22 protein-coding genes and 1 other RNA gene are annotated in these 23,132 nt (G+C 36.7%); 11 read left to right on the forward strand and 12 right to left on the reverse strand.

Annotation, left to right across the window (positions count from 1 at the left end):
- Positions 1-28 precede the first annotated feature (28 nt).
- Positions 29-661: an SDR family NAD(P)-dependent oxidoreductase gene (locus tag D0T08_RS28275; RefSeq protein ID WP_147322833.1), complete on the forward strand. Its 633-nt coding sequence runs from the start codon at positions 29-31 to the stop codon at positions 659-661.
- A gap of 1 nt (position 662) precedes the next feature.
- Positions 663-1,463 carry a hypothetical protein gene (locus tag D0T08_RS22770; protein WP_147322834.1) on the forward strand — a complete coding sequence of 267 codons (801 nt, stop codon included), beginning with the start codon at positions 663-665 and terminating at the stop codon, positions 1,461-1,463.
- On the opposite strand, the gene D0T08_RS22775 is transcribed toward D0T08_RS22770, so the two are convergent.
- The 8 genes from D0T08_RS22775 to gcvH form a co-directional block, all read right to left on the reverse strand.
- Complete coding sequence (locus D0T08_RS22775) at positions 1,457-2,152, reverse strand: 2-C-methyl-D-erythritol 4-phosphate cytidylyltransferase (protein ID WP_116985063.1); 696 nt, start codon at positions 2,150-2,152, stop codon at positions 1,457-1,459. The genes D0T08_RS22770 and D0T08_RS22775 overlap by 7 nt on opposite strands.
- An 88-nt stretch (positions 2,153-2,240) precedes the next feature.
- A complete protein-coding gene (gene queA / locus D0T08_RS22780) occupies positions 2,241-3,293 on the reverse strand; it encodes a tRNA preQ1(34) S-adenosylmethionine ribosyltransferase-isomerase QueA (RefSeq protein WP_116985064.1) in 1,053 nt (350 codons plus the stop codon).
- A 193-nt stretch (positions 3,294-3,486) separates the two neighbouring features.
- The gene (locus tag D0T08_RS22785) at positions 3,487-4,275 is read right to left on the reverse strand and encodes a PhzF family phenazine biosynthesis protein (protein ID WP_116985065.1); all 789 of its coding nucleotides are present in this window, start codon (positions 4,273-4,275) and stop codon (positions 3,487-3,489) included.
- A gap of 24 nt (positions 4,276-4,299) precedes the next feature.
- Positions 4,300-5,022: a gliding motility-associated ABC transporter permease subunit GldF gene (gene gldF / locus D0T08_RS22790; RefSeq protein ID WP_116985066.1), complete on the reverse strand. Its 723-nt coding sequence runs from the start codon at positions 5,020-5,022 to the stop codon at positions 4,300-4,302.
- A gap of 3 nt (positions 5,023-5,025) precedes the next feature.
- Positions 5,026-5,541: a DUF4199 domain-containing protein gene (locus D0T08_RS22795; RefSeq protein ID WP_116985067.1), complete on the reverse strand. Its 516-nt coding sequence runs from the start codon at positions 5,539-5,541 to the stop codon at positions 5,026-5,028.
- Positions 5,542-5,592: 51 nt separating this feature from the next.
- Complete coding sequence (locus D0T08_RS22800) at positions 5,593-6,123, reverse strand: DUF4199 domain-containing protein (RefSeq protein ID WP_116985068.1); 531 nt, start codon at positions 6,121-6,123, stop codon at positions 5,593-5,595.
- Between the two features lie 17 nt (positions 6,124-6,140).
- Complete coding sequence (locus D0T08_RS22805; RefSeq protein ID WP_116985069.1) at positions 6,141-7,421, reverse strand: dihydroorotase family protein; 1,281 nt, start codon at positions 7,419-7,421, stop codon at positions 6,141-6,143.
- Positions 7,422-7,506: 85 nt separating this feature from the next.
- Positions 7,507-7,884 (reverse strand): glycine cleavage system protein GcvH, encoded by a 378-nt coding sequence (gene gcvH, locus D0T08_RS22810; protein ID WP_116985070.1) that lies wholly within the window; start codon positions 7,882-7,884, stop codon positions 7,507-7,509.
- 170 nt (positions 7,885-8,054) lie between these two features.
- Between gcvH and meaB the strand changes: the two genes are divergently transcribed.
- The 4 genes from meaB to D0T08_RS22830 all read left to right on the forward strand — a co-directional run bounded on the left by meaB (position 8,055) and on the right by D0T08_RS22830 (position 13,350).
- The gene (gene meaB / locus D0T08_RS22815; RefSeq protein ID WP_116985071.1) at positions 8,055-9,044 is read left to right on the forward strand and encodes a methylmalonyl Co-A mutase-associated GTPase MeaB; all 990 of its coding nucleotides are present in this window, start codon (positions 8,055-8,057) and stop codon (positions 9,042-9,044) included.
- A 177-nt stretch (positions 9,045-9,221) separates the two neighbouring features.
- Complete coding sequence (locus tag D0T08_RS22820) at positions 9,222-11,486, forward strand: MMPL family transporter (RefSeq protein WP_310586296.1); 2,265 nt, start codon at positions 9,222-9,224, stop codon at positions 11,484-11,486.
- 26 nt (positions 11,487-11,512) lie between these two features.
- Entirely contained in the window at positions 11,513-11,932 is a 420-nt protein-coding gene (ybeY, locus tag D0T08_RS22825) for an rRNA maturation RNase YbeY (protein WP_116985073.1), read from the forward strand.
- A gap of 71 nt (positions 11,933-12,003) precedes the next feature.
- Positions 12,004-13,350 (forward strand): C1 family peptidase, encoded by a 1,347-nt coding sequence (locus D0T08_RS22830; RefSeq protein ID WP_116985074.1) that lies wholly within the window; start codon positions 12,004-12,006, stop codon positions 13,348-13,350.
- Between the two features lie 62 nt (positions 13,351-13,412).
- On the opposite strand, the gene D0T08_RS22835 is transcribed toward D0T08_RS22830, so the two are convergent.
- A complete protein-coding gene (locus D0T08_RS22835; RefSeq protein WP_255413526.1) occupies positions 13,413-14,369 on the reverse strand; it encodes an NAD(P)-dependent oxidoreductase in 957 nt (318 codons plus the stop codon).
- A gap of 168 nt (positions 14,370-14,537) precedes the next feature.
- Here D0T08_RS22835 and pdxA point away from each other — a divergent pair, with 168 nt between their 5' ends.
- Positions 14,538-15,614 carry a 4-hydroxythreonine-4-phosphate dehydrogenase PdxA gene (gene pdxA, locus D0T08_RS22840; protein WP_116985075.1) on the forward strand — a complete coding sequence of 359 codons (1,077 nt, stop codon included), beginning with the start codon at positions 14,538-14,540 and terminating at the stop codon, positions 15,612-15,614.
- Positions 15,615-15,661: 47 nt separating this feature from the next.
- On the opposite strand, the gene D0T08_RS22845 is transcribed toward pdxA, so the two are convergent.
- Positions 15,662-16,498: a tyrosine-type recombinase/integrase gene (locus tag D0T08_RS22845; RefSeq protein ID WP_116985076.1), complete on the reverse strand. Its 837-nt coding sequence runs from the start codon at positions 16,496-16,498 to the stop codon at positions 15,662-15,664.
- Positions 16,499-16,734: 236 nt separating this feature from the next.
- Here D0T08_RS22845 and D0T08_RS22850 point away from each other — a divergent pair, with 236 nt between their 5' ends.
- The gene (locus D0T08_RS22850) at positions 16,735-18,126 is read left to right on the forward strand and encodes a sodium:solute symporter family protein (RefSeq protein ID WP_116985077.1); all 1,392 of its coding nucleotides are present in this window, start codon (positions 16,735-16,737) and stop codon (positions 18,124-18,126) included.
- On the forward strand, positions 18,104-18,526 hold the full coding sequence (locus D0T08_RS22855) for a DUF1801 domain-containing protein (RefSeq protein ID WP_116985078.1): 423 nt from the start codon (positions 18,104-18,106) through the stop codon (positions 18,524-18,526). Before D0T08_RS22850 ends, D0T08_RS22855 begins: the two co-directional genes overlap by 23 nt.
- On the opposite strand, the gene D0T08_RS22860 is transcribed toward D0T08_RS22855, so the two are convergent.
- Positions 18,518-19,744: an NAD(P)/FAD-dependent oxidoreductase gene (locus D0T08_RS22860; RefSeq protein ID WP_116985079.1), complete on the reverse strand. Its 1,227-nt coding sequence runs from the start codon at positions 19,742-19,744 to the stop codon at positions 18,518-18,520. The two genes, D0T08_RS22855 and D0T08_RS22860, sit on opposite strands and share 9 nt — an antisense overlap.
- A 170-nt stretch (positions 19,745-19,914) precedes the next feature.
- A complete protein-coding gene (locus D0T08_RS22865) occupies positions 19,915-20,421 on the reverse strand; it encodes a hypothetical protein (protein ID WP_147322835.1) in 507 nt (168 codons plus the stop codon).
- 74 nt (positions 20,422-20,495) lie between these two features.
- On the opposite strand from D0T08_RS22865, the gene D0T08_RS22870 reads away from it, so the two are divergent.
- On the forward strand, positions 20,496-22,607 hold the full coding sequence (locus tag D0T08_RS22870) for a Tex family protein (protein ID WP_116985081.1): 2,112 nt from the start codon (positions 20,496-20,498) through the stop codon (positions 22,605-22,607).
- A gap of 125 nt (positions 22,608-22,732) precedes the next feature.
- Positions 22,733-23,107: a transfer-messenger RNA gene (gene ssrA / locus D0T08_RS22875) on the forward strand.
- Positions 23,108-23,132 lie beyond the last annotated feature (25 nt).

The raw sequence follows: 23,132 nt of genomic DNA on the forward strand, positions 1-23,132 counted from the left end.
CTTATATTAGAGGGTTATTGCACCAGNTATCACCGGGCGGCGAACTGCATTATTGGAAGAAATACAAAACACTTATCCAAATAAGAAAATACATATAGGTACCATAGATGTTACAGATATACATAATGCCCGGATGACTACGCAGCTGCTGGCCGTTAAAAATGGTGGTTTTGATAAGATTATAATTAATGCCGGTGTAGGTTTTGGCAAAGCTGGTTTTGAGGAAGAAATAAAAACCATAGATACCAATGTGACAGGATTTGTTGCAATTGCGCATTGGGCTTATAACTATTTCAAAACCAAAGGAGGTGGGCATATTATTGGCGTTTCTTCTTTAGCTGCTTTGCGTAGTAGCCCTTATGCACCTGAGTACCATGCATCAAAGGCTTTTGTTTCGAGTTATATGCAGGGATTACGTCTAAGGTCGGTCAAATACAAACATCATATAACGATAACTGATATTCGTCCTGGATTTATAGATACACCTATGACTAAGCAAAATAAAGGAATGTTTTGGGTAGCTACACCTGAAAAGGCGGCTAGGCAAATTGCAGATGCCATTGAATCGAAAAAAAATGTAGCCTATATTACGAAAAGGTATTTTTTATTAGCAATTTTGATAAAACTATTCCCTGAATGGCTATATGCCAAAATTTTCTGATATGAAAAGCAGTATTCTATTCTTTATACTTTTGGGTTTACTCATCTCATGCAGTAAAAATGAGGATTTAGATACATGTCGTTTAGAGAGATTTGTTCAGGAGAACCCTCTTAATAAATCATTTCATTATGATTATATTACCTTAAAAGACGGGCGGATTGAAAAGTTCTTTAGCTACGATATTAATGCCAATAAAGATACTATTAACAAGGCCGTTGTGTTTTTTGAATATAATGCTAAGGGTCAGGTAAAGGCAGTAAGAGACGAAGCTAAACCCAAAAGCATTAAAAGATATGATGCAACTCTTGATAGTAAGGGAAATGCGACAAAGATTATACAGAGCACAAACGGAAATATCGAAGATGAGATTGAAATAGAGTATGATTCTAAAAACAGACCAATTTCAATTAGCAGCCGATATTTATTAGGCATTAACAGAAGTATTGAATATGACAATGCCGGAAATCCCTACAATATTTTCAGGGCAGATATTGCTACCACCCCTACCATAGCAGAACATACTTTCGATGATAAACGAAACTTCTTTTCAGGTATTCCAGAAATAAAATTTTACTGGATTGTTCGCCCTCTCAATACATTTCTACCTTATGGAGACCATAATATTGTGTCAACTAAGGTCTATCTTTTAGACGGAACTCAATTTAAAGAATCGACCAATCAAAGTACAAAAAGGGAGCTAACGTATAATAATAAAGGATTTCCGGAATCTGTTAAAATTATTCGGCAAGACTTATCAAGCACAATTTCGAATATTTCTACATTCGCTTACAAATGTCAATAAGTCGAGCGGCTTTTTAATAGAGCTTCGGCAACAACTAAGTCTTCTGGAGTTGTAATTTTGATATTTTCGTAAGAGCCATCTATCAGATTTATCGGGTATCCGGCAAATTCTAATACACTGGCGCAATCGGTGAAAAAGCTTTGCTCTTTAACCTGAAAAGCTTTTTTGATAATGTCAGACTGGAAGGTTTGTGGGGTTTGCATCAATCGAAACTTTGCTCTTTCTACTGCCTTATTTTGATTATTTTCTCTAACTTCACGAATAGAATCTTTTAGCTGAACACTTGTCACCGCATTACCCAATTCATCAGCAGTTTTGAATGATTGTTCTATTATTTCTGTGCTGATTAAAGGCCTCACGCCATCGTGTACAGCAACTAAACTATTGGCTTCAACATGCGCCAAACCATTTTTTACTGACTGAAAACGACTCTTCCCTCCTACTACAATTTTGATTGCTTGAAGCGCGGTAGTATTTAAAGATTGTTGGGCCACCACTCGATGCCAATATTCAATATCTTTTTCAGGTAATACCAGGATAATATTTATATCACTAATTTTCAGGAATTGTTCAATGGTATGCAATAAAATAGGTTTTCCGGCTAAAGCTAGAAATTGCTTAGGTATCTCGCCACCCATGCGGCTTCCACTTCCACCTGCTACTAAGACTGCATATTTTTGCTTTTCCATAATATTAACTAATGATTAGGTTATAAACAAAACCGAGAAATGAAAACATATTCATTTCCCGGTTTCAAAATAAATCTTGTATCGAATCTTAAAGAATTAACATTACATCACCATAGGTAAAGAATTTATATTTTTCTTTGATAGCTTCCTGATACGCATTCATAATTAACTCGTATCCACCAAAAGCACAAGCCATCATAATCAGGATTGACTCAGGCAAATGGAAGTTGGTCAATAGTGCATTTGTAATTTTGAAATCGTAAGGTGGGAAGATAAACTTGTCTGTCCAGCCATTATCAATAGGTTTTAAATGATTACTTGCTGATACCGAAGATTCTAAGGCTTTCAAAACCGTTGTTCCAATGGCACAAATCTTTCCTTCTTTATCAATTGATCCATTTACAATATCACAGGTCTTTTCAGGAATAAAGAAATTCTCAGAATCTGTCTTGTGTTTAGTTAAATCTTCTACATCTACCTGACGGAATGTTCCAATACCAATATGCAAAGTAACCGGGCAAAAATTAACTCCGTTGATCTCCATACGGCGTTGTACATTTCTTGTAAAGTGCATACCTGCAGTGGGTGCAGCTACTGCTCCTTCTTTCTCTGCAAAGATTGTTTGGTATCTCTCACGATCCTGATCGGTAACTTTTCTTTTTATTACATCAATCGGAAGTGGTGTTTCTCCTAATTCATGAATAGTTTTCATCATTTCCTCGTGAGAACCATCAAATAAGAAACGGATGGTACGGCCACGGGAAGTGGTATTATCAATCACCTCTGCTACTAAATCACTATCACCAAAATATAATTTATTACCTACTCTGATTTTTCTTGCCGGATCAACCAAAACGTCCCATAAACGCATTTCACGGTTAAGCTCACGCAACAAAAATACTTCTATTTTCGCACCTGTTTTTTCTTTAGAACCGTACAAACGTGCCGGAAAAACCTTGGTATCATTTACTACTAAAGTATCGTTCTCACCAAAATAGTCGACGATATCTTTAAACATTTTGTGTTCAATTTTCTTAGTTTTCCTGTTTACTACCATCATACGTGCTCCATCACGTTGATCAGGAGGGTACATGGCCACTAGACTATGCGGTAAATCAAATTTAAATTCTGAAAGTTTCATTTTATAGACTCCCCAATTCCACTCAAAGCGGAAATTTTTTGTTGATTTTCTTCATGTTTGGGGATATGGTTTTTTCCGGCATGAAGAAATATAGGTACAAAAAGTATTATTTACCTAAATTTTTTAGGTCGCAAAGGTAATAAATCCGTATAGGGGGTGTCAAGTGTTTTAGAAGAAATGTTTAAAAAAGGGCTTAAATAGTAATTTTGCCCTTAAGATACAATTTGCCTTGCCCTGCAATTAAAACTCTGTTTCCTGCCAATACACAATGTAAACTACCTTTTCTTGCAGAGATCTGTTCGGCCTCAAATGCTGTTTTACCCAGTTTTTCAACCCAATAAGGTACTAACTTTGTATAAGCTGAGCCAGTAACCGGGTCTTCGTCGATACCTGCAGCTGGCGCAAAAAAACGACAAACAAAGTCTAATTTCTTAGATCTGGCTTTTGATGTGACAATCACCCCACGTGCCTTTACTGACTTTAAAACACCAAAATCGGGTGATATGTTTTCAATATCGCTTTGAGAATTATAAACTAACAGGTAATCTTCTCCAGCCTGATAAATTTCTTCAGGTCTCTTCCCTATTCCATCAATTAAACCAACGGGAGGCTCTATTGGGGCTACATTTTGTACAGGGAAATCTAATTCTAATAGTTTACCATCTTTCCTCACTTTCAGAATACCACTTTGCGAATCAAAAATAATCGTATCAGAAGGATATTTCATCAGATTAAAAACTACATACGCAGTAGCAAGAGTAGCATGGCCACATAGGGCTACTTCAATTGTTGGCGTAAACCAGCGGATATGGAACCCTTTATCTGTCGGAACAAAGAAAGCAGTTTCGGAGAGATTATTTTCTAAGGCAATTTTTTGCATCAAAGAGTCAGGCAACCATTCTTTTAAAGGAATAATAGCGGCAGGATTACCGCCAAAAAGCTTATTTGTGAAAGCATCAACCTGATAAATAGGTAATTGCATAATAATTAGGAGTATGAGTCAGGACTAACTTTTCTTTGTTGATACCTGAACTTTAGTCAGATACAGCATTAATATTGTGACGCTAAGAAAATAGACCAAAGTACGAGAATCTATCGACCCTCGTCCGATTGATTCATAATGATAGCTAAGACCTGTATAATCAATCAAGTATTGAGTTGAACCGTTGAACAATTGTGCCAATTGATGTAGTCCATCATATAAAAGGAAACAAGCCAAAGCACCGATAATAAATGCCACAACTTGGTTATCTGTGAGAGATGAAGCCCATAAACCAATAGCCGCAAAAACACCACCTAAAAAGAAGAGTCCTACATAAGAACCTACAATGGCAGATGTATCTACATTCCCTTTCGGGTTTCCTAATTCGTAGACAGAATAATAATATAAGAAAGTTGGTAAGAGTGCTACAACAATTAAAATAAAAGCAGCAAGAAATTTACCTAAAATGATCTGCCAGTCGGTCAATGGCTTTGTAAAAAGTAACTCAATAGTTCCGGTTTTGAATTCTTCCGAAAAAAGGCGCATCGTAATTGATGGAATCAGAAAAATAAAAATATAGGGTGCTAATTGAAAAAAGCTATTTAGATCAGCATAGCCATAATCTAATACATTGCCTTCAAATACCCATGTAAACAAGCCTGCTAGTACCAGAAAAACTCCAATGACAATGTAGGCCACTAATGAATTGAGAAAACTATTGAGTTCTTTTCTAAAAATTGTAAGCATGTATTAAAAATTCATTTCAGGTTTATCTTTCTTGAAAATTGCTGAAACTATTAACGACCAAATGAAGCCAAAAAATATATACCCTAATATACCTACGATAAATAATATTCCGGGACTTGAAAATTTACTTGCCATTTCCATGGCTTGCTCTACTTGTTCTGCAGTCATACCTCTTGATTCCAGTTGCTCACGTTGCATATCTGCAATTTGTTGCATAATAGTAGTATCTATAAACATGATATAGGCAAAAGAGAAAATTGATGCCACTAAGCCGGTTACTGCACTTGTCAGGGTTCCAATACCAAGTCCTTCTCCAAAACCAAGGAAATTATTATTCAATGTCTTATATTCTCTTATAGCAAATATAATTCCTGCTAATAGAAACAAGAATGGGATATAAGAGCTGATTGTATTTTTGAATAAGCCTGTCATAAATGAGGCAACACTGAAGATTATGATAATAACGGCGGAGATGATTCCCCATTTAAGTGCAATGCGAGCTGTTGACGGTTTTTCCATAATGTTGATAAGATTAAGGTGATAAAAAAGGAAAATAAATATATCAAAGTTTTATGAAACCGTATACGTATGTCTTCTGAAAATCAGAGAAATAATAGTTACGGCTATGATACAAATCTGTTTTTTACCCAGTTCATCTAAGAAAACATATCCTGCTGTTGGTACTTGTTTAGCCTGTTTTAGTAAGGTTGAGAAATCTTCCAAACCAAAGTTTTTTATATGGCTTTCTTTGATTTTCATAATTGCCTCAACATTTTCTTTAACCCAAAGTAAAATAGATTCATTGCCTGTGAATTTCACAAAGCAATAGTAAAAAGTTGCGGTAATAAGTGCAGCAAAAAAATTGGTGAGAAATCCAACTGAAAATCCCTCTGTAAAGGTTAAGGTGCCTCTGTTAGTAGCACGATACGTCCAGATAGCAATTAAGATAAATAATACATTGATACCAAATGCGGGTAACTTATAACGCCCGAACGGGCTTTTATGAATGCCATAAAACTGAATTAAAGCTACTACTATGCAAATAACAGCAGCGATGCCTCCGTAATAAAGCGAATGTCTGACAATTCTATTTTTTAACATATAGATTATACTCTTAACTAAGCAACTTGGTTTTTGTTTATTACTCCTACTACTTTGCCTTTCAACACATGACCAACAAACGGTGTATTTTTAGATTTTGAACGAATATCTTTTTCTGTAAAAGTCCATTTTAGATCAGGATTAAATATGGTCAGATTAGCAACTCCACCTTCCTGAATTTTTTCCTCTGGCAAACGTAGTAAATGAGATGCATTAGTTGTCAATTTCTCAACAAGTGTTTCAATTGGTATATTACTGTGAGTATTTGCAACCGCGAAGGCTGTTTCTAAACCTATAATTCCGAAATCTGCCATATCAAACTCTAAATTCTTAGATTCTTCATCTTGAGGATTGTGGTCAGATACAATTACATCAATCGTTCCATCAGCTAGTCCGGCTTGTAAGGCTTCAATATCTGCTTTGCTTCTGAAAGGTGGATTAACTTTCAGATTTGTATCAAATTCTTTTAAATCAGTATCAGTAAACGCTAGTTGGTGGGCAGCAATATCGCAACTTACTGGCAATCCTTTAGCTTTTGCATCTCTGATTAACTCAACCGCTCTTTTGGTAGAGATTGTAGAAAAATGTAAAGCTGAATGCGCTCTTTTTTCTGAAACCTGACTAAAAGCATATTCCAACAACTTTAAATCTCGCATCACTATTATTTCTTCGGCTGTTGATGGAATGCCTTTCATACCCAATAGAGTGCTTTCAATACCTTCGTGCATTTGTCCGAATAGTGTAAGAGTAGTTTCTTCAGGACGATTCATTAAGAAGCCATTAATCGGGTAGAGATACTGCAAAGTTTTCAATAAAATATCTGCATTCCATAGTGGGTGTTCACCGTCTGTAAAAGCCACTGCTCCGGCATTGTGCAGATCCAGCATTTCGGTAAAATCTTTACCTTCACAATATTTGGTAACTGCTACAGCCGGAAGGATATCGACTAACTGTGTTTTTGAGAATCCTTTATAATAAGCAATTGATTCCTTGGTCTGAACTGTTGGCTTAGTATTAGGCAATGTAACAATTCTTGTAAAACCTCCTGCTGCCGCCGCCTTACATAAAGAGATTAAATCTTCTTTAGACTCATAACCTGGGTCTTTAGGTGATACCCGCATATCAATCCAACCGGTTGATACATGCAGATTTTCACCCTCAATCAATTTATCAACTTTCTCTTCTATTTTATCAGCAATTTTACTGATTTTCCCCTCCTCTATTAACATATCTTTTATCTGACCATTAAAGTCAGATTTCTTGTCAATTATCTTTACAGATTTAAGCAAAGTTTTCATTTTCCTATAAAAATTCAAAAAAAATGCCCTTAGCAGGGCATCTCCATTTAAAAAATCTTTGATTCGATTATCATGATCTTATTTGTTAGATAATATTTTGATAGGCTGACGAATCTAATAAGGTCTCTATATCACTTGGATTTGATACTTCTAATTTTATCAACCAACCCTCACCATATGGGTCTGAATTTAATAATTCAGGGTTATTATTTAAAGCAGAATTAACTTCGATTACTTTTCCAGCAACTGGTAAAAATAAATCCGAAACTGTTTTTACAGCTTCAATCGTTCCGAAAATATCATTTGCACCAAGTTCTTGTCCTGCTGTTTCTATTTCAACAAAAACAATGTCACCCAGCTCGCCTTGCGCAAAATCAGTAATACCAACCACTGCTATATTGCCACTTTCTAATCTGATCCACTCATGTTCGTTGGTGTAGCGTAAATCTGAAGGAAAATTCATTTGTTTGTGAAGGGGTTTATTATTTCGACCGCAAGTTAGTAGATTTGTTGGAAACTTTAAAAATTCCTTGTGAAAAAATAAAATATCAGATTAAGGTAGATAAATTGTAGTATCATCTTGTTGATTTATCCGAATAAACGCTATTATCTTTAAACCTAAAAAAGAGAAATATGCAAAAAAGGCTTTTATTACAGGAGTATATAGACGGAATACTATCGGGGAATCGTGTTATCCTTAGCCGTGCTATTACACTCATTGAAAGCCGGTTACCACAAGATAAAGCCTTAGCCCAGGATTTATTGGAACAACTTTTACCGCATACTGGTCAATCAATAAGGATAGGCATTACAGGTGTGCCAGGTGTAGGTAAAAGTACTTTTATTGAAGTTTTTGGCAAAAGTATTACTGCTCAAAATAAGAAGATTGCCGTTTTAGCTATTGACCCGACAAGTCAGATTACCAAGGGGAGTATTATGGGAGATAAAACCCGCATGGAGGAGTTAGCTCATGACCCTTTGGCATATATCCGTCCCTCCCCTGCCGGAAGTACTTTGGGTGGAGTTGCCAATAAAACCAGGGAAACTATTTTGCTTTGTGAAGCTGCAGGTTATCAAATCATCATTATTGAGACCGTTGGCGTAGGCCAATCAGAAACGGTTGTAAAAGAAATGGTGGATTTCTTTTTACTATTGATGCTGGCAGGTGCAGGCGATGAACTGCAGGGCATTAAACGGGGCATCATTGAAATGGCTGATGCCATAGTCATCACGAAAGCTGATGGAGATAATTTGCAATCTTCAAAAAATGCAAGGCTCGAGTATTTGAATGCACTCCACCTCTATCCTGCATCTCATAATAATTGGCAGACACCGGTTTTAACATGTTCCGCACTGAATAATATAGGAATAATTGAAATATGGGAAACAATCGAGAATTATGTTCAAAAAATGCAGTTGAGCGGCTTCTGGGAACAGAATCGGAAGAAACAGAATGTCGAGTGGTTGTATACTTTTATACGCCAAACATTAGAGGAAGATTTTTATAATAATCCAGTTGTTAAAGATAAGTTTTCAGGTATCAAAGAAAGCATTCTATCAGGAAAAATGCTTCCAATTCAGGGAGCGAAAGAGCTTTTAGAGCGGTCAAAAGATGCGAATTAATCTACTCATTCGGCATAACTATACATTTCTTCACGCCTTTTCATTAAAAAAAGTTAATTTTGAAGCTTCATTCCTACTAAAGGCTAAACCTAAAATATGTTCTGGTATAATATTTCGAAAATTATTTTAAAGAATCGTCGAAGCTGGCTTGTATTTTTAACCCTTATTACTGGCTTGATGGCTTACAAAGCATCGCAAATTCAGATGTCTTATGAGCTGGCAAGAATTCTCCCTCAAACTGATGATAATTTCAAATTATACGAAGATTTCAAGAAACGTTTCGGAGAGGATGGGAATGTAATGGTGATTGCCATCGAATCAGATAAAATCTATCAATTACCCGTTTTTAACCAATGGTATGACTTAACCAAATCAGTTAAAAGTATTGAGGGTATTAAGAATGTGGTATCAAATGCCAATCTTTTCGAAATAGTAAGAAATGATAGCTTAATGCGTTTTGACTTTAAGCCAATCATAGCTCAAAGACCATCTACTCAAGCGGAGGTTGATTCTATCAGAAAGAAAATTGAGACATTCCCCTTTTACAGAGGTTTCGTATATAGTACAGAAGGTAATGCACATCTCATGGCTATTACGTTCGATCAGGCCAAATTGAATAGTAAAGGAAGGATTACTATAACCAGAGAAATTGAAGCAGAAGCAAGAGCATTCGGGCAGAAAAATGGTATTGAGATGCATTTTTCCGGTATGCCATTTATCCGAACCAATTTTATTTCTAAAGTAACTGCAGAAATGATTAAGTTCATGTTTCTGGCATTTCTGGTTACTATTGGTATTCTTTTTCTTTTCTTCCGCTCTATTCGCACAGCTTTATTTACTGCTTTACTAGTAATGATATCTGTGGTATGGTCAGTGGGAATAATAGTATTGTTAGGTTATAAAATCACCATACTTCTGGGCCTGATTCCTCCACTTATTATCGTAATTGGTATACCTAATACTATTTTCCTTGTAAATAAGTATCAGGAGGAATTTCAGAAACATGGAGATAAGATGCGCGCGTTGTCAGTAGCCGTAGAGAAAATTGCAAAAACAACTTTCCTTGCTAACGTTACTACCTCTATCGGTTTTTTTGTCTTTTACTTTACAGGTAGCCCTTTATTATTAGAATTTGGTTTGGTATCAGCCATTTGTATCATGGCCACATGGGCTGTATCCCTCATATTAATTTCCATCTTGTTGAGTTATAGCGCGCCACCAAGTGCTAAAAATGTTCGCCATTTAGAAAACAAATATATCACTTCATTCTTGACATTCGTCAATACATTGGTACATACGCGTCGAACGGCTTTGTATACGTTTATTGGCGTGTTGGTTGTGATTTCAGTCTTTGGTATGGCTAAATTAAGAGCTATAGGCTACATAGTAGATGATTTACCTCAGAACGATCCTATTTATGCAGACCTGAAATTTATTGAGAAGCATTTTCATGGAGTTGTGCCTTTTGAAGTAGTGATAGATACCAAAAAAGAAAATGGCGTTCTGAATCCGCAGATTCTAAATAAAATTAAAGTGATGCAAAGAGAGTTTGCCAAATATAAAGAGTTTACCAATCCGATTTCTGTAGTAGAAGCCATCAAGTTTGTATATCAGGGTTATAGAGGTGGTGATGAAAAATACTATCAGTTACCAGGAGCTCTGGAATTACAAAAATTAGCCAACTACGCAGGAAGTGTGAAAGGCAAAGAAAATCTTTTTGCTTCGTTTATTGATAGCACTAAACAATATACACGTATCAGTTTTCAATGTGCAGATGCAGGAACCGTCAGAATCAAAGAATTGGCTGATGCGCTCCAACCTAAAATAGACACCATCTTTAACTACGACAAGGATGCCAGACAATGGTTATCTAAAGAAGCACAAGTGGAAGCTAAAGTAACAGGAAATGGAGTGGTATTTATGAAAGGGAATAATTACCTGTTAAAAAACCTGGTTGAAAGTACAGCTTTAGCGATTGTGCTTGTATGTGTAGTAATGGCCACACAGTTTTTTGATGTGCGTATGATATTAATATCCACTCTGCCTAGTATTATCCCATTGATTATTACTGCCGGAGTAATGGGTTACCTGGGTATCCCGTTAAAACCTACTACTACACTGGTTTTCAGTATAGCTTTTGGAATATCCTCCGATGGCACGATTTACTTCCTCACAAAATATAAAGACGAAATTGTTAACAGAGGTATGACTGTTTCTCAGGCTATTACTGAAACTATCATGTATACAGGTATTAGCATGTTTTATACGGGTATTATTCTGTTCTTTGGCTTTGGTATTTTCGTAGCTTCAAACTTTAAAGGAACAGTATTCCTCGGCACGCTGGTTTCAATTACCTTGCTAATGGGTATGATTTCAAACTTGGTACTACTACCAGCGTTTTTGATGACCTTAGACAAACGAAAACCATTGCTAAAGAGTTAATATAACAAAGCTAAAATTACTAGGGGATGATAAATTTTCATTTAGAAGATATTGATATTAAGATTCAACAGAAAGTCAAGTTAAAAAGCTGGTTGAAAAGTGTCATTGAGAGCGAGGGATTTAAATTAGGTGATATTAATTATGTGTTCTGTTCAGATGACTATCTATTGAAAGTTAACATTGAATACCTTGACCATGACTATCTGACTGATATTATTACATTTGATAATTCGGAAGAAGAAGAGTTGATTGAGGGAGATATTTTTATCAGTATTGATCGGGTAAAAGATAATGCAAAGACATTTGAGGTTAGTTTTGAATACGAATTGAAACGTGTATTAGTACACGGTGTCTTGCACCTATGTGGCTATTTGGATAAAACCGATGAGGAGGAAAAACTCATGCGTTCAAAAGAAAATAACTATTTGCAGTTATTTGCCCAATAATATGACAATTCAGTATTTTTGTAGAATTTTCAATACCTATTATTAATTAAATTAACCACTCCCTAAACAAAATGGAAAACAGAATCGGCGGCTATCGTGCCGGAGCAATCCCCGCGGATGTAAAAAGAAAACAAGCAGGTAAATTTGATAAACTGCCCTCAAAAGTTGATTTAAGAGACCACCTGACAGAGGTGGAAATGCAGGTTGGTAATAGCTGCGTAGCCAATGCTTTTGCCGGAGCCTATGAATACCTTGCCAAAAGAACTTTGGGTGAAGCAAGTGATGTGAGTCGCTTGTACATTTATTATAATGCCCGCTATCTGGATGATTCACAAGATCAGGATTGCGGTTCAATTATGTACAATGCGATTGAAGGGTTGAAAGAATATGGTGCCTGCTCTGAAGAATTATGGCCTAATGATAAAACCATGATTTTGTATGAACCCGAACAATCTGCTTATGATCACGGGGCTAATTTCAAAATTGTTGATGCTGAATACATCGAATTAGATCTTAATCTTTGGAAAAATACCTTAGCAGAGGGCTATCCGATTGCTTTTTGTCTGAATACATTCCAATCATTTGACGATGCCAATAAAAACAAAGGCCGCGTACCCATGCCTCGTAAATCGGACAATGTGAGAGAAACCCATGGCTGGCATGCAATGCTTTGTGTTGGATATTCAGACCCTGACAAGATGTTTATCATCCGTAATTCCTGGGGTAAAAACTGGGGAGATAAAGGTTATTGCTATATTCCTTACGACTATATTATTCATAATGAATACAATGGCAACGATTCCTGGATAATAAAATCAGTAGAAAATCTTGATTTCAGCGATGGCGTTTGGGATGAGAGTGATGATTCAAACTTTGCTGTGGATGGCATGATGTATATTAACGAATTTTGGATTAATGTAGAAGATACAGAAAAATTTGCGACCAAGCTTGAGAAATTGTGCCTGAAGTATGCTGAAAGCGAAGAAGATTTCTATTTCGATTATTATTCAGAACTCGATGAAGAAAGTGAGATTGAGTATACCTATATTACTAATTTTGAAATACTGACAGAAGACCCGGATGGTTTTGTAGAAGAACTCGATAAACTTTGTACTAAAAACGCCATTGATGAAGATTATAGCTTTACTTATGGCGATGAGCCTGAAGAGGAAGGCGAAGAACAAGAGGAGGAAGAGGTAGGTGCAGAATACGAAGAAGAAGAAAGTGAGGAGGAAGAAGAGGAATATGAAGAAGAGGAAGAAAGCGAAGAAGATGAGGAGGAATACGATGAAGAAGAGGAAGAAAGTGAAGAAGATGAGGAGGAATACGATGAAGAAGAGGAAGAAAGCGAAGAAGACGAGGAAGAATATGAAGAAGAGGAGGAGGAAGAAGAAACTCCTAAGAAAAAGAAACGCTGATAGCATTCTTTCAATAAAATAAACACCGATGGCTTTATCGGTGTTTATTTTTTGTGTGAGTATCAAATAAATAGCTTCTGAATTTTCTCTATCAATACTTCATTAATTCTAACATAAGATTCATGTGTCCATCCTGCAATATGCGGACTAAAAATTACTTTATCAGACTTGATTAATTGCTCAAAAATATCTTTCTGAACAGGGGTTAATTGACTCAGCTTTTCATTCTCCAATACATCAAGACAAGCACCCTTTATTTTACCTGAATTTAAGCCTTCTAAAACAGCATCTAAAACGGCTACCTCTCCACGAGAGGCATTCACAAAGTAGATATCGTTAGCGAATGAATTTAAAAATTCCGGAGTGACTAACTGAAAGGTTTCTTTGGTAAGTGGTATATGTAAACTTAAAATATCAGCTTGATCAAAAATATCCTGCATGGTTGATTCAGTGGCACATTCATCTGAAAAACCTACTTTGTATTTATCATAGGCCAGAACTTTACAGCCAAAAGCAGCTAATCGTTTGGCGGTTTCTGAACCATTATTTCCATAGCCAATAATTCCTACTGTTTTGCCTAATAGCTCATAGCCCCTATTTTCTTCTCTCAACCATTTGCCTTCTCTCACTTGTCTGTCAGCTATCTGCAGATTATTAAATAAAACAAGAAGCATCCCAATTACATGTTCCGCTACTGCCACACGGTTTCCTTCGTTCGCAGCAAAAACAGTAATACCTTTTTCTGCTGCAACCACCTCATCTATTAAATCTATGCCAGCTCCTGCTCTACCAATGAACTTTAGTTGGTGGGCATTCTTCAATAGTTCCTCATCAACTTTGGTTTTACTCCTGATAAGCAACCCTTCATAATTACCGAGAATATCTATAATTTCCTGTCTTTTAATTTTTGGCTGATAATCAGGGGTAAAACCTATTTTTTCTAACATAGGTATCAGGCTCACGTGCATTTCGTCAACTATTAAAACAGAACTTTGATTATCGGGCTTAATTGTATCCACTGTATTTTTTTTTCGTATGTTTGTCAGTAAATTGCGGCAAAATTACGTTTACAGGTAAAATTGTCAAACATATTTTTAAGAATAAACGTTAAGGGAGAGGTAATTCTATCAATACCGTTTATGCTATATAATTAAAACAAGAATTGAAATAATAAAATCAATAGACAAGTGAGCGAACAACATAAACCTGTCATAGGCATTAGTATTGGTGATTTTAATGGTATAGGACCAGAAGTAATACTAAAAGCAGTTGGAGGAAATCGTTTAAATAAAATTTGTACTCCTGTTATTTATGGTTCCGGTAAAGTCATTAATCGTTATCGTCAACAATTAGAACTGAAAGACTGGCAGTTTTTTACAATTCAGAAAATTGAACAGGTTAATCATAAACAGGTAAATGTGCTGAATTGTGTGAATGATCAGAACTTAGAAGTTCAACCTGGAAAAATAACACCGGAAGCTGGTAAAGTTGCTTTCGAGGCTTTAAAAAGAGCAGTTGCTGACCTGAAGGCTGGAAAGATTGATGCTTTAGTAACGGCCCCTATCAACAAGCATAATATTCAGAGCGAAGAATTCAAATTTCCCGGACATACCGAATATTTAGCCAAGGAGTTTGAGATGGAGGATGTCTTGATGTTTATGGTAAGTGAGCAATTAAAAGTAGGTGTAGTAACAGGCCATATACCAATTGATCAGGTAAAAAATCGCATCACCAAAGAACTGATTATTAAGAAAATTGAACAGGTACATACTTCACTTAAAAGAGACTTTAGTATTCAGAAACCTCGCATTGCAGTTTTAGGACTCAATCCTCATGCAGGAGAAAATGGACTATTAGGCAATGAAGAAAAAGAAATCATCCATCCTGCCTTAATTGAAATCAAAAAGAAAGGCACTTTGGTTTTCGGGCCGTTTCCGGCTGACGGTTTCTTTGGAACAGCTTCATGGAAACAATATGATGCTGTACTTGCTATGTATCATGACCAAGGGTTGATGCCATTTAAAATGTTAGCATTCGAGAATGGCGTAAATTTTACCGCTGGGCTACCTAAAGTTCGAACTTCTCCAGATCATGGAACTGCCTATGATATAGCTGGTAAAAATGAGGCGGATGAATTATCAATGATTCATGCCATATATACAGCTATTGATGTAGCCAAAAACAGAACTGAACTAGGTGAATTAGAATTAAACTCGCTGAAAAAGAAGAGTATAGTATTGAAAGAAGCAAGTATGGAAGACTAAGCTATAAAATAAAGACCGTAAAACTTAACTATTTTACGGTCTTTGTTTTATGATAACTCCAGGTCTTCAAAAGGGCTCCTGATATTAGCCAGATCAATCTGAGCAATCTGGTAATACATTGAAGTGGTTTGAAGATATTTATGCCCCAGAATTTCTTTTAATAAATGGATATCCATGCCTCTTTCCAGGCAATGCACCGCATAACTATGTCTTAGGGTATGAACCGTTGCATTTTTTTCTATTTTAGCCTTTGCTAAAGCTTGCTGAAATACCAATTGTACACTTCGGGGACTATACGGCTTCCCTTTTTCTCCCACAAACAATAACTCTTTCGGATTATGCTTATCAAAGTAGGCAATTAAAATGGGAATCAGTTTCTTAGGCATTCTCAACTTTCGTCCCTTATCAGTTTTAGAAGGTGGAACCATCACATGTTTTGATTCCATATCCAAATCTTCAACTTTCATAACCAGAATATCACTCAATTTTAAACCCATCGCATAAATAGTGGCCATTAAGGCCTTATGTTTAGGATTATCAAGCACGCTAATGATACTTTCTACCTCATTTTCTGAAAGAACCTCAGGTAATGTATCCTCTTTCATTTCTCCGGAGGCTTTAATACCAAGCTTACGCTTGAAAATCACCTCATAAAAAAGTTTTATTGCCTTCCCCGCTTGTTTAGCAGCGTCCGTAGATCCGCCTTTTTTTTCACTTAATTCTAAGAGGTAATTCGAAACCAGTTCATCTGTAATTTTACTCTGGGGTAAATCACGGAAATGGTTATAAAAAACAAAAATGGCATTACGGTAAGCAGCAATAGTCTGGGAGTTATATTTCCCTTTTTTTAAAATCTCTGTAAATCGCTCAATAAGATGGGTCACACTTGCGCATTATTTAATTAAAAATAGGATTTAACGAATGTTTGGTAATTTGGACTGAAATTAAAAAATAAAGTCACAAATTTTATATTAAAAAACGTATTTACTTTCCGATTAGGAATAAAATTTATTAAGCGTAAAGAAAATCTTATAAAAATTACAATTTAGAGAGAATCAAAGAAGAAAAATTACTATTTTCAAAACTTCAAATCCAGTAATTCAATTACCAAAACCTTAGTATGCTTTTAACGTTTATTGTTCTGTATTTATTAGGTACTGTGTTCATAGGATGGTTTGCATCCAGATTTGTAAAAACAGCTGATGATTTTGCTATTGCCGGAAGAAAAATGCCAACTTATGTAGTGGCGTCCGGCCTTTTTGCTACCTGGTTTGGCTCAGAAACAGTAATGGGTGCCTCATCTGAATTTATGGAAAACGGATTAATTGGTGTTATTGAAGACCCTTTTGGTGCTTCCTTATGTTTATTATTAATTGGTCTTTTCTTCGCCCGTCCTCTATACAAATTAAATATACTAACTTTTAGTGATTACTTCAGTATCAGATACAATAAAAATGTAGAATGGATTTCAGCACTATTTCTCATTCCCTCCTATTTTAGCTGGATTGCGGCGCAACTAGTAGCATTAGCCATTGTTCTGCAAGCAGTGGCAGGTATCCCTTTTATATATGGAATTCTGATATGTGCATCGGTCGTAGTTTTTTATACTTATGTGGGCGGCATGTGGTCAGTGGCTGTTACTGATACCGTTCAGACTGCTATCATTATCGTGGGCATGCTTATTCTGATGGTAGAATTGGTAACAGAAATTGGAGGTTGGGGGCAGATGGTGGCCAGAACTCCACCGGATTTTTTCCGATTTATTCCTAAAGAACATTCAGTGACAAGCTGGGTAACCTATTTTGGTGCATGGATAACCATTGGCTGGGGTTCAATTCCACAGCAGGATGTGTTTCAACGGGTATTATCAGCCAAATCTGAAAAAGTAGCTGTCAGAGGTGCCTATTGGTCTGCGTTTATGTATTTATCTATTGCCTGCATGCCACTGGTCATTGCACTTTGTGGTTCTCTATTATATCCTGATATTAAAGTCGGTGATACACAAATGACCATTCCGTTTTTAGTGCTCCATCATTCAGGTTTGGGAATGCAGATTTTATTCTTTGGTGCCTTACTCTCTGCTATTTTAAGTACTTGCAGTGGTGCGATTCTCGCACCTGCCACAGTTGTCGGAGAAAACCTTTTAAGACCCTTATATGGCGAAAAGATTTCTGATAAGCGATTGTTGCAAATCATGCGCTTATCAGTGATAGGCATTACAATTATTAGCGTTGGGCTATCTCTTTATAAATCAGAAATTTATGAATTAGTGGGTGAGTCTTCGTCTTTAAGCTTAGTGGCATTGTTTACTCCTTTGGTGGCTGGTCTGTATTGGAAAAGAGCAACAGCCCTGGGGGCGGTTTGTTCGATGGTTGGAGGAACAAGCGTTTGGCTATATCTGGAGTTTTACCCAACTGAGATTCCAGGCATGATTTGGGGTTTATTGGCAAGTATCACAGGTATGATAGTAGGCTCATTAATTAAGAAAGATGATAAAGTACATATCAGTTGATGATTTTATAGACCATCAAATACCTCATTTACAACACCTTATGCAAAGGCTGAGAATCCTGATTCTGAATGCCCATCCCAGGATACGAGAGCATCTTGAAATCAATACGCCCATGTTTAAGGTAAAGCAGGATGTTTGTTATTTTGGTAAAGTACATCCGACAAAAGGGCTTGAGCTTTGTTTTTTGAGAGGCTTTCAACTTTCCAATGAACAAGGGCTATTAGATGCCAAAGGCAGGAGATACATACATGGAATTACCCTTACTGATATAAATGACCTCAAAAACAAGGAGACAGCTTTTCTGGAAGTATTAAATGAAGCCTTGATTTTAGATGAAATTAATGAAAAGTCTGTTTTCACAGAAATGCTTCAGGCCGCAAGGAAAAAGAAATCAACCTAGGCTTTGGGCAGCAATCCATCCTCCTGTCCATGCAGCCTGAAAGTTGAAGCCTCCTGTTATGGCGTCAATATTTAATACTTCTCCCGCCAAATACAGGTTTGGGTATTTTTTCAGGCTGAACTTTTCAAAATCTATTTCTAATAGGTCAACTCCTCCGGCTGTAACAAACTCTTCTTTAAAGGTACTTTTGCCATTTACTTTGAACTTACTGGCTGTTAGTTGTTCCACTAATTTAATAATATGCTTTTTGCCGGTCTCTGCCCATTTCTGGTACTCTCCTATCCCTGCAGCAATACAAAGACTTTTCCAAAGGCGAATAGATACGCCAAATTCAGGATTAGACAGTACATTCTTTTTGGGCTGATTAGAGATTTGTTGATGCAAATGTCGCCTTACTTTCTCAAGGTCAGTTTTACCTAGCCAATTGACTACAACATCAAACTCATAATTTAACTCGTTCAGTTCTCTGGCAGCCCAGGCAGATAATTTCAGAATAGCAGGGCCAGATAGTCCCCAGTGCGTAATAAGAATAGGGCCATCAGAAGAGAAAGTATTCAATGCTTTGTCCTTACCATTCTGAAGCTGACAAACTACATTTTCGGCACTGATTCCCATTAAATCCTGAATACGTTCGTCTTTAATATTGAAAGTAAACAGAGAGGGTACTGGCGAAACGATATTTACCCCAAGGGTTTCTAATAGTTTCCATACCGCAGTGTCGCTTCCGGTAGCAATCATTAATTTTTTGGTTTGTAACTGTCTCTCACCCATCGCATTCACTAACCATTCTTCTCCTGAACTTTCAATGCTTTCTACTCTGGTATTTTTAATGATTTCTATTCGGTTTTTATAGCAGGCTTCTATAAAACAATCAATAATACTTTGTGAAGAATTGCTAATCGGAAACATTCTTCCATCAGTTTCCTTTTTGATTTTTACTCCTCTGCTTTCAAACCATTCAATCGTATGGGTAGGATTAAATCGCTGAAAAGGTTGCAACAATTCCTGATTGCCACGTGGATAATAATTAATGAGTGTTGCCGGGTCAAAACAGGCATGAGTAACATTACACCTACCTCCACCCGATACTTTCACTTTTTGAAGAACATCTCTTCCTCTATCCAGAATTGCTATCCTTAAATTTCTGTTTCTTTCGGCTGTATTGATAGCCGTAAAAAAGCCTGCTGCACCTCCACCAATGATTATTAAATCGTACATATTAAGAATTATTTGCTTTAATACGCAAAAAAATCACCTTAGATAATTAGCCATGCTTCTATCCAAGGTGAAATTGCTTTTACAAAACAAGTGCATCAACAGCAGAATTCAAAATACTGAGAGCATATTTTAAGTCATTTAGGATTTATAGACATCCCCACCAATGACTCTTAAGGTTTTACATATTTTTCTTCGAAATAAATTCTCTTTTCACGAAGTAACTTCAATAATGGGGCAATTTCTTGCACATCATGACCAAACTCAAAAGTTACTTTATGCTTTGAATCGTTTTTTGTAATCTCTACCCATTCAGCACCACCATCAGCACAATCCGGACATCCTATTGTTTCCGGTAATTTTTTAAAAGTATCGAAATCAACACTTTTTGAAACCGCTGTTACATACTCATCTGTTAATTTCTCTGTATAAGTTTTAGGATCACCGCCTTCAGTTCCTCTTCCACCGTTCTGGTATACCGTAAATGCAGCTTCGTCATTTACTAATGCCATTTCTTTCCTACAAGGCCCGAGACACATGCCGAAACTTGTGCCGTATTTAATTACAATACCATCTAAAGTCGTTAATTTTTGCTGATCATCAGGTATCTGTGAATCCTGTTCACAAGCCATAAAAGAAAATGTGGAAAGAATGATTGCTACAAACAATTGAATTTTCATTTTAATAATAGATTTTTGTGTTTGAATATTCATTTTACAATTAGGATTCCTTTCAGATTAAAAAGGTTGGAAACATGACCACAAAACAAATACAAATTATAGTCCAGGCTGTAGGTGCGACAGAAAAACACGTTAAGAATACCATAACTTTATTAGAAGAAGGTGCAACTATACCATTTATTGCCCGATACAGAAAAGAAATGACAGGCAGTATGGACGAGGTGCAGATTGCCTCTGTCAAAGACCAGCACAGCAAGTTTTTAGAGGCCGATAAACGCAGAGAAGCCATCATCAAATCAATAGAGGAACAGGGCAAAATGACACCTGAGTTGCTGAGTAAGTTACAAAACGCCTTGTATTTAAGTGAGCTGGAAGACTTATATCTACCTTATAAACAAAAGCGCAAAACGCGTGCAACAATTGCTATTGAAAAAGGGCTTGAACCATTAGCAAAAATTATTTTCGCACAAAAGGATAGAAACATTGAAGCCATTGCAGAGAAATACCTTAATGATAAAGTGGGAAGAGTGGAAGATGCTCTACAAGGAGCAAGAGATATTATGGCTGAATGGATCAATGAAGACATTCAGGCAAGAAATGCCGTTAGAAAAATTTTTGAAAGAGAATCAATTGTGACGGCTAAAGTAAAAAAGGGTAAAAAAGAAGAAGGTGCTAAATATCAGGATTATTTTGAATTTTCAGAACCCTTATCAAGAATACCCTCACATCGTTTACTGGCTATTCGTAGGGGTGAAGAAGAAGGCATTCTTTCAGTAGATATATCAATCGAGGCTGAGAGAGGAACCGATGCTCTGGATCGTATTTATCTGAAAGGATTGCCTGAAGCAAAAGACCAGGTTGCAGACGCTATTACGGATTCTTATAATCGTTTGCTAAAGCCAAGTATTGAGACTGAATTCTCAAATCTATCAAAACAAAAGGCAGATACTGAAGCCATCAAAATTTTTGCTGCTAATCTTCGTCAATTATTACTGGCATCTCCACTAGGCCAAAAAAGAGTATTGGCTGTTGATCCAGGTTTCAGAACGGGTTGTAAAACCGTATGTCTGAATGAACAAGGAGATCTATTATACGATACTGTCATTTATCCAATGGATAGGAAGATGGAAGCCGAAGGGGTGATCAAAAAGCTAATTTATGATTATAAAATACAAGCCATTGCTATTGGAAATGGTACTGCCAGCCGGGAAACAGAAAGTTTTGTAAAATCTTTGAAACTGGATAAGATACAAGTGTACGTGGTTTCAGAGCAGGGCGCATCCATTTATTCTGCTTCTGAAATTGCCAGAGAAGAGTTTCCGAAAAAGGATGTAACTGTACGTGGCGCCATTTCTATCGGTCGTAGATTAATGGACCCTTTGGCTGAACTGGTAAAAATTGACCCGAAATCTATTGGTGTGGGTCAATACCAGCACGATGTAGAGCAAAAGATGCTGAAAGAAAGCCTTGATTCGGTAGTGGAAAGCTGTGTAAACTTAGTGGGTGTAGAATTAAATACGGCCAGTAAAAACTTATTAAGCTATGTTTCAGGCTTAGGACCGTCATTAGCGCAGAATATTGTAGATTATAGAGCTAAAAATGGTGCATTCAGGTCAAGAGACGAATTGAAAAAAGTCCCTCGTTTAGGGGCAAAAGCTTTTGAACAAAGTGCAGGCTTCTTACGTATCAATGGAGCAAAAAATCCTTTAGATAATTCAGCGGTACACCCGGAGACTTATGGCATTGTTGAAAAAATGGCAAAGGATATTGGACTAAAAGTAACCGACCTGATAAATAATGCTCAGATTAAATCAAAAATCAATCTGAATAATTATGTAACTGCAAATGTTGGCTTACCTACATTAAATGATATTCTCTCTGAATTACAAAAGCCTGGTCGTGATCCTAGGGAAGCACTAGAAGAATTTGAATTCGCTTCTGATGTGCACAAAATAGAAGATTTGAGAGAAGGTATGGTTTTGCCCGGAATCGTTACCAATATTACTGCCTTTGGTTGTTTTGTTGATGTAGGTGTCCATCAGGATGGACTGGTGCATGTTTCTCAAATGGCGAATCGTTTCATTAAAGATCCGAATGAGGTAGTGAAAGTGCATCAGAAAGTTCAGGTAAAAGTTACTGAAATAGATATTCCCAGAAAACGTATTGCATTGAGTATGAAGGTTTAGGAATTGAGTGACTGAGCGGGTAACGGTTGCTGAGTTAGTGAATTAGTGATTAGGAGTCCTAAATATTTTTTAATTGTCGCGAACTTTTCACAAACGATTTTTGTCATATGATGACAAACAATCATGGGGACGACCGGTTTTGACGGCGTGAGTGGTTGCGAGTAAAAGCATGTCGGGAGCTGGTAGAACCTCCTGTTAAAAATTCTTCCGAAAAATAACTGGCAATACTTCGTATGCCATGGCTGCTTAATTCCGGAGTGAATTAACCTTTTAGCCACATTCCGCCCTGGTTAACCTCTGCTGCTGGGGAGTTCGGAGTGTCGACCCGGAGAGGCGATTAAGTGCGGGGAACTTGTGCTTAATTAGTATTTAGGTTTCTAAGGAAAAGTTTCGGTATGTCGGACACCTAGCTTTTCCCGAAAATTAAGACCGAATAAACATGTAGAAGGCTCGACAAGTGCCATGTTCGGACCAGAGTTCGACTCTCTGCGTCTCCACAAATGAGCGTAACAATCTGACAATAAA

The sequence above is a fragment of the Emticicia sp. C21 genome, from assembly GCF_003418935.1.
GTDB lineage: Bacteria > Bacteroidota > Bacteroidia > Cytophagales > Spirosomataceae > Emticicia.

Coding starts and splice junctions, on each gene's coding strand:
- D0T08_RS22795 (WP_116985067.1), bottom strand. CDS start 5,541: ATGGAAAAACCGTCAACAGCTCGCATTGCACTTAAATGGGGAATCATC.
- D0T08_RS22770 (WP_147322834.1), top strand. CDS start 663: ATGAAAAGCAGTATTCTATTCTTTATACTTTTGGGTTTACTCATCTCA.
- meaB (WP_116985071.1), top strand. CDS start 8,055: ATGCAAAAAAGGCTTTTATTACAGGAGTATATAGACGGAATACTATCG.
- D0T08_RS22805 (WP_116985069.1), bottom strand. CDS start 7,421: ATGAAAACTTTGCTTAAATCTGTAAAGATAATTGACAAGAAATCTGAC.
- D0T08_RS22865 (WP_147322835.1), bottom strand. CDS start 20,421: ATGAAAATTCAATTGTTTGTAGCAATCATTCTTTCCACATTTTCTTTT.
- gcvH (WP_116985070.1), bottom strand. CDS start 7,884: ATGAATTTTCCTTCAGATTTACGCTACACCAACGAACATGAGTGGATC.
- D0T08_RS22850 (WP_116985077.1), top strand. CDS start 16,735: ATGCTTTTAACGTTTATTGTTCTGTATTTATTAGGTACTGTGTTCATA.
- D0T08_RS22775 (WP_116985063.1), bottom strand. CDS start 2,152: ATGGAAAAGCAAAAATATGCAGTCTTAGTAGCAGGTGGAAGTGGAAGC.
- D0T08_RS22870 (WP_116985081.1), top strand. CDS start 20,496: ATGACCACAAAACAAATACAAATTATAGTCCAGGCTGTAGGTGCGACA.
- D0T08_RS22855 (WP_116985078.1), top strand. CDS start 18,104: ATGATAAAGTACATATCAGTTGATGATTTTATAGACCATCAAATACCT.
- gldF (WP_116985066.1), bottom strand. CDS start 5,022: ATGCTTACAATTTTTAGAAAAGAACTCAATAGTTTTCTCAATTCATTA.
- D0T08_RS22800 (WP_116985068.1), bottom strand. CDS start 6,123: ATGTTAAAAAATAGAATTGTCAGACATTCGCTTTATTACGGAGGCATC.
- ybeY (WP_116985073.1), top strand. CDS start 11,513: ATGATAAATTTTCATTTAGAAGATATTGATATTAAGATTCAACAGAAA.
- D0T08_RS22820 (WP_310586296.1), top strand. CDS start 9,222: ATGGCTTACAAAGCATCGCAAATTCAGATGTCTTATGAGCTGGCAAGA.
- D0T08_RS22830 (WP_116985074.1), top strand. CDS start 12,004: ATGGAAAACAGAATCGGCGGCTATCGTGCCGGAGCAATCCCCGCGGAT.
- D0T08_RS22860 (WP_116985079.1), bottom strand. CDS start 19,744: ATGTACGATTTAATAATCATTGGTGGAGGTGCAGCAGGCTTTTTTACG.
- D0T08_RS22785 (WP_116985065.1), bottom strand. CDS start 4,275: ATGCAATTACCTATTTATCAGGTTGATGCTTTCACAAATAAGCTTTTT.
- queA (WP_116985064.1), bottom strand. CDS start 3,293: ATGAAACTTTCAGAATTTAAATTTGATTTACCGCATAGTCTAGTGGCC.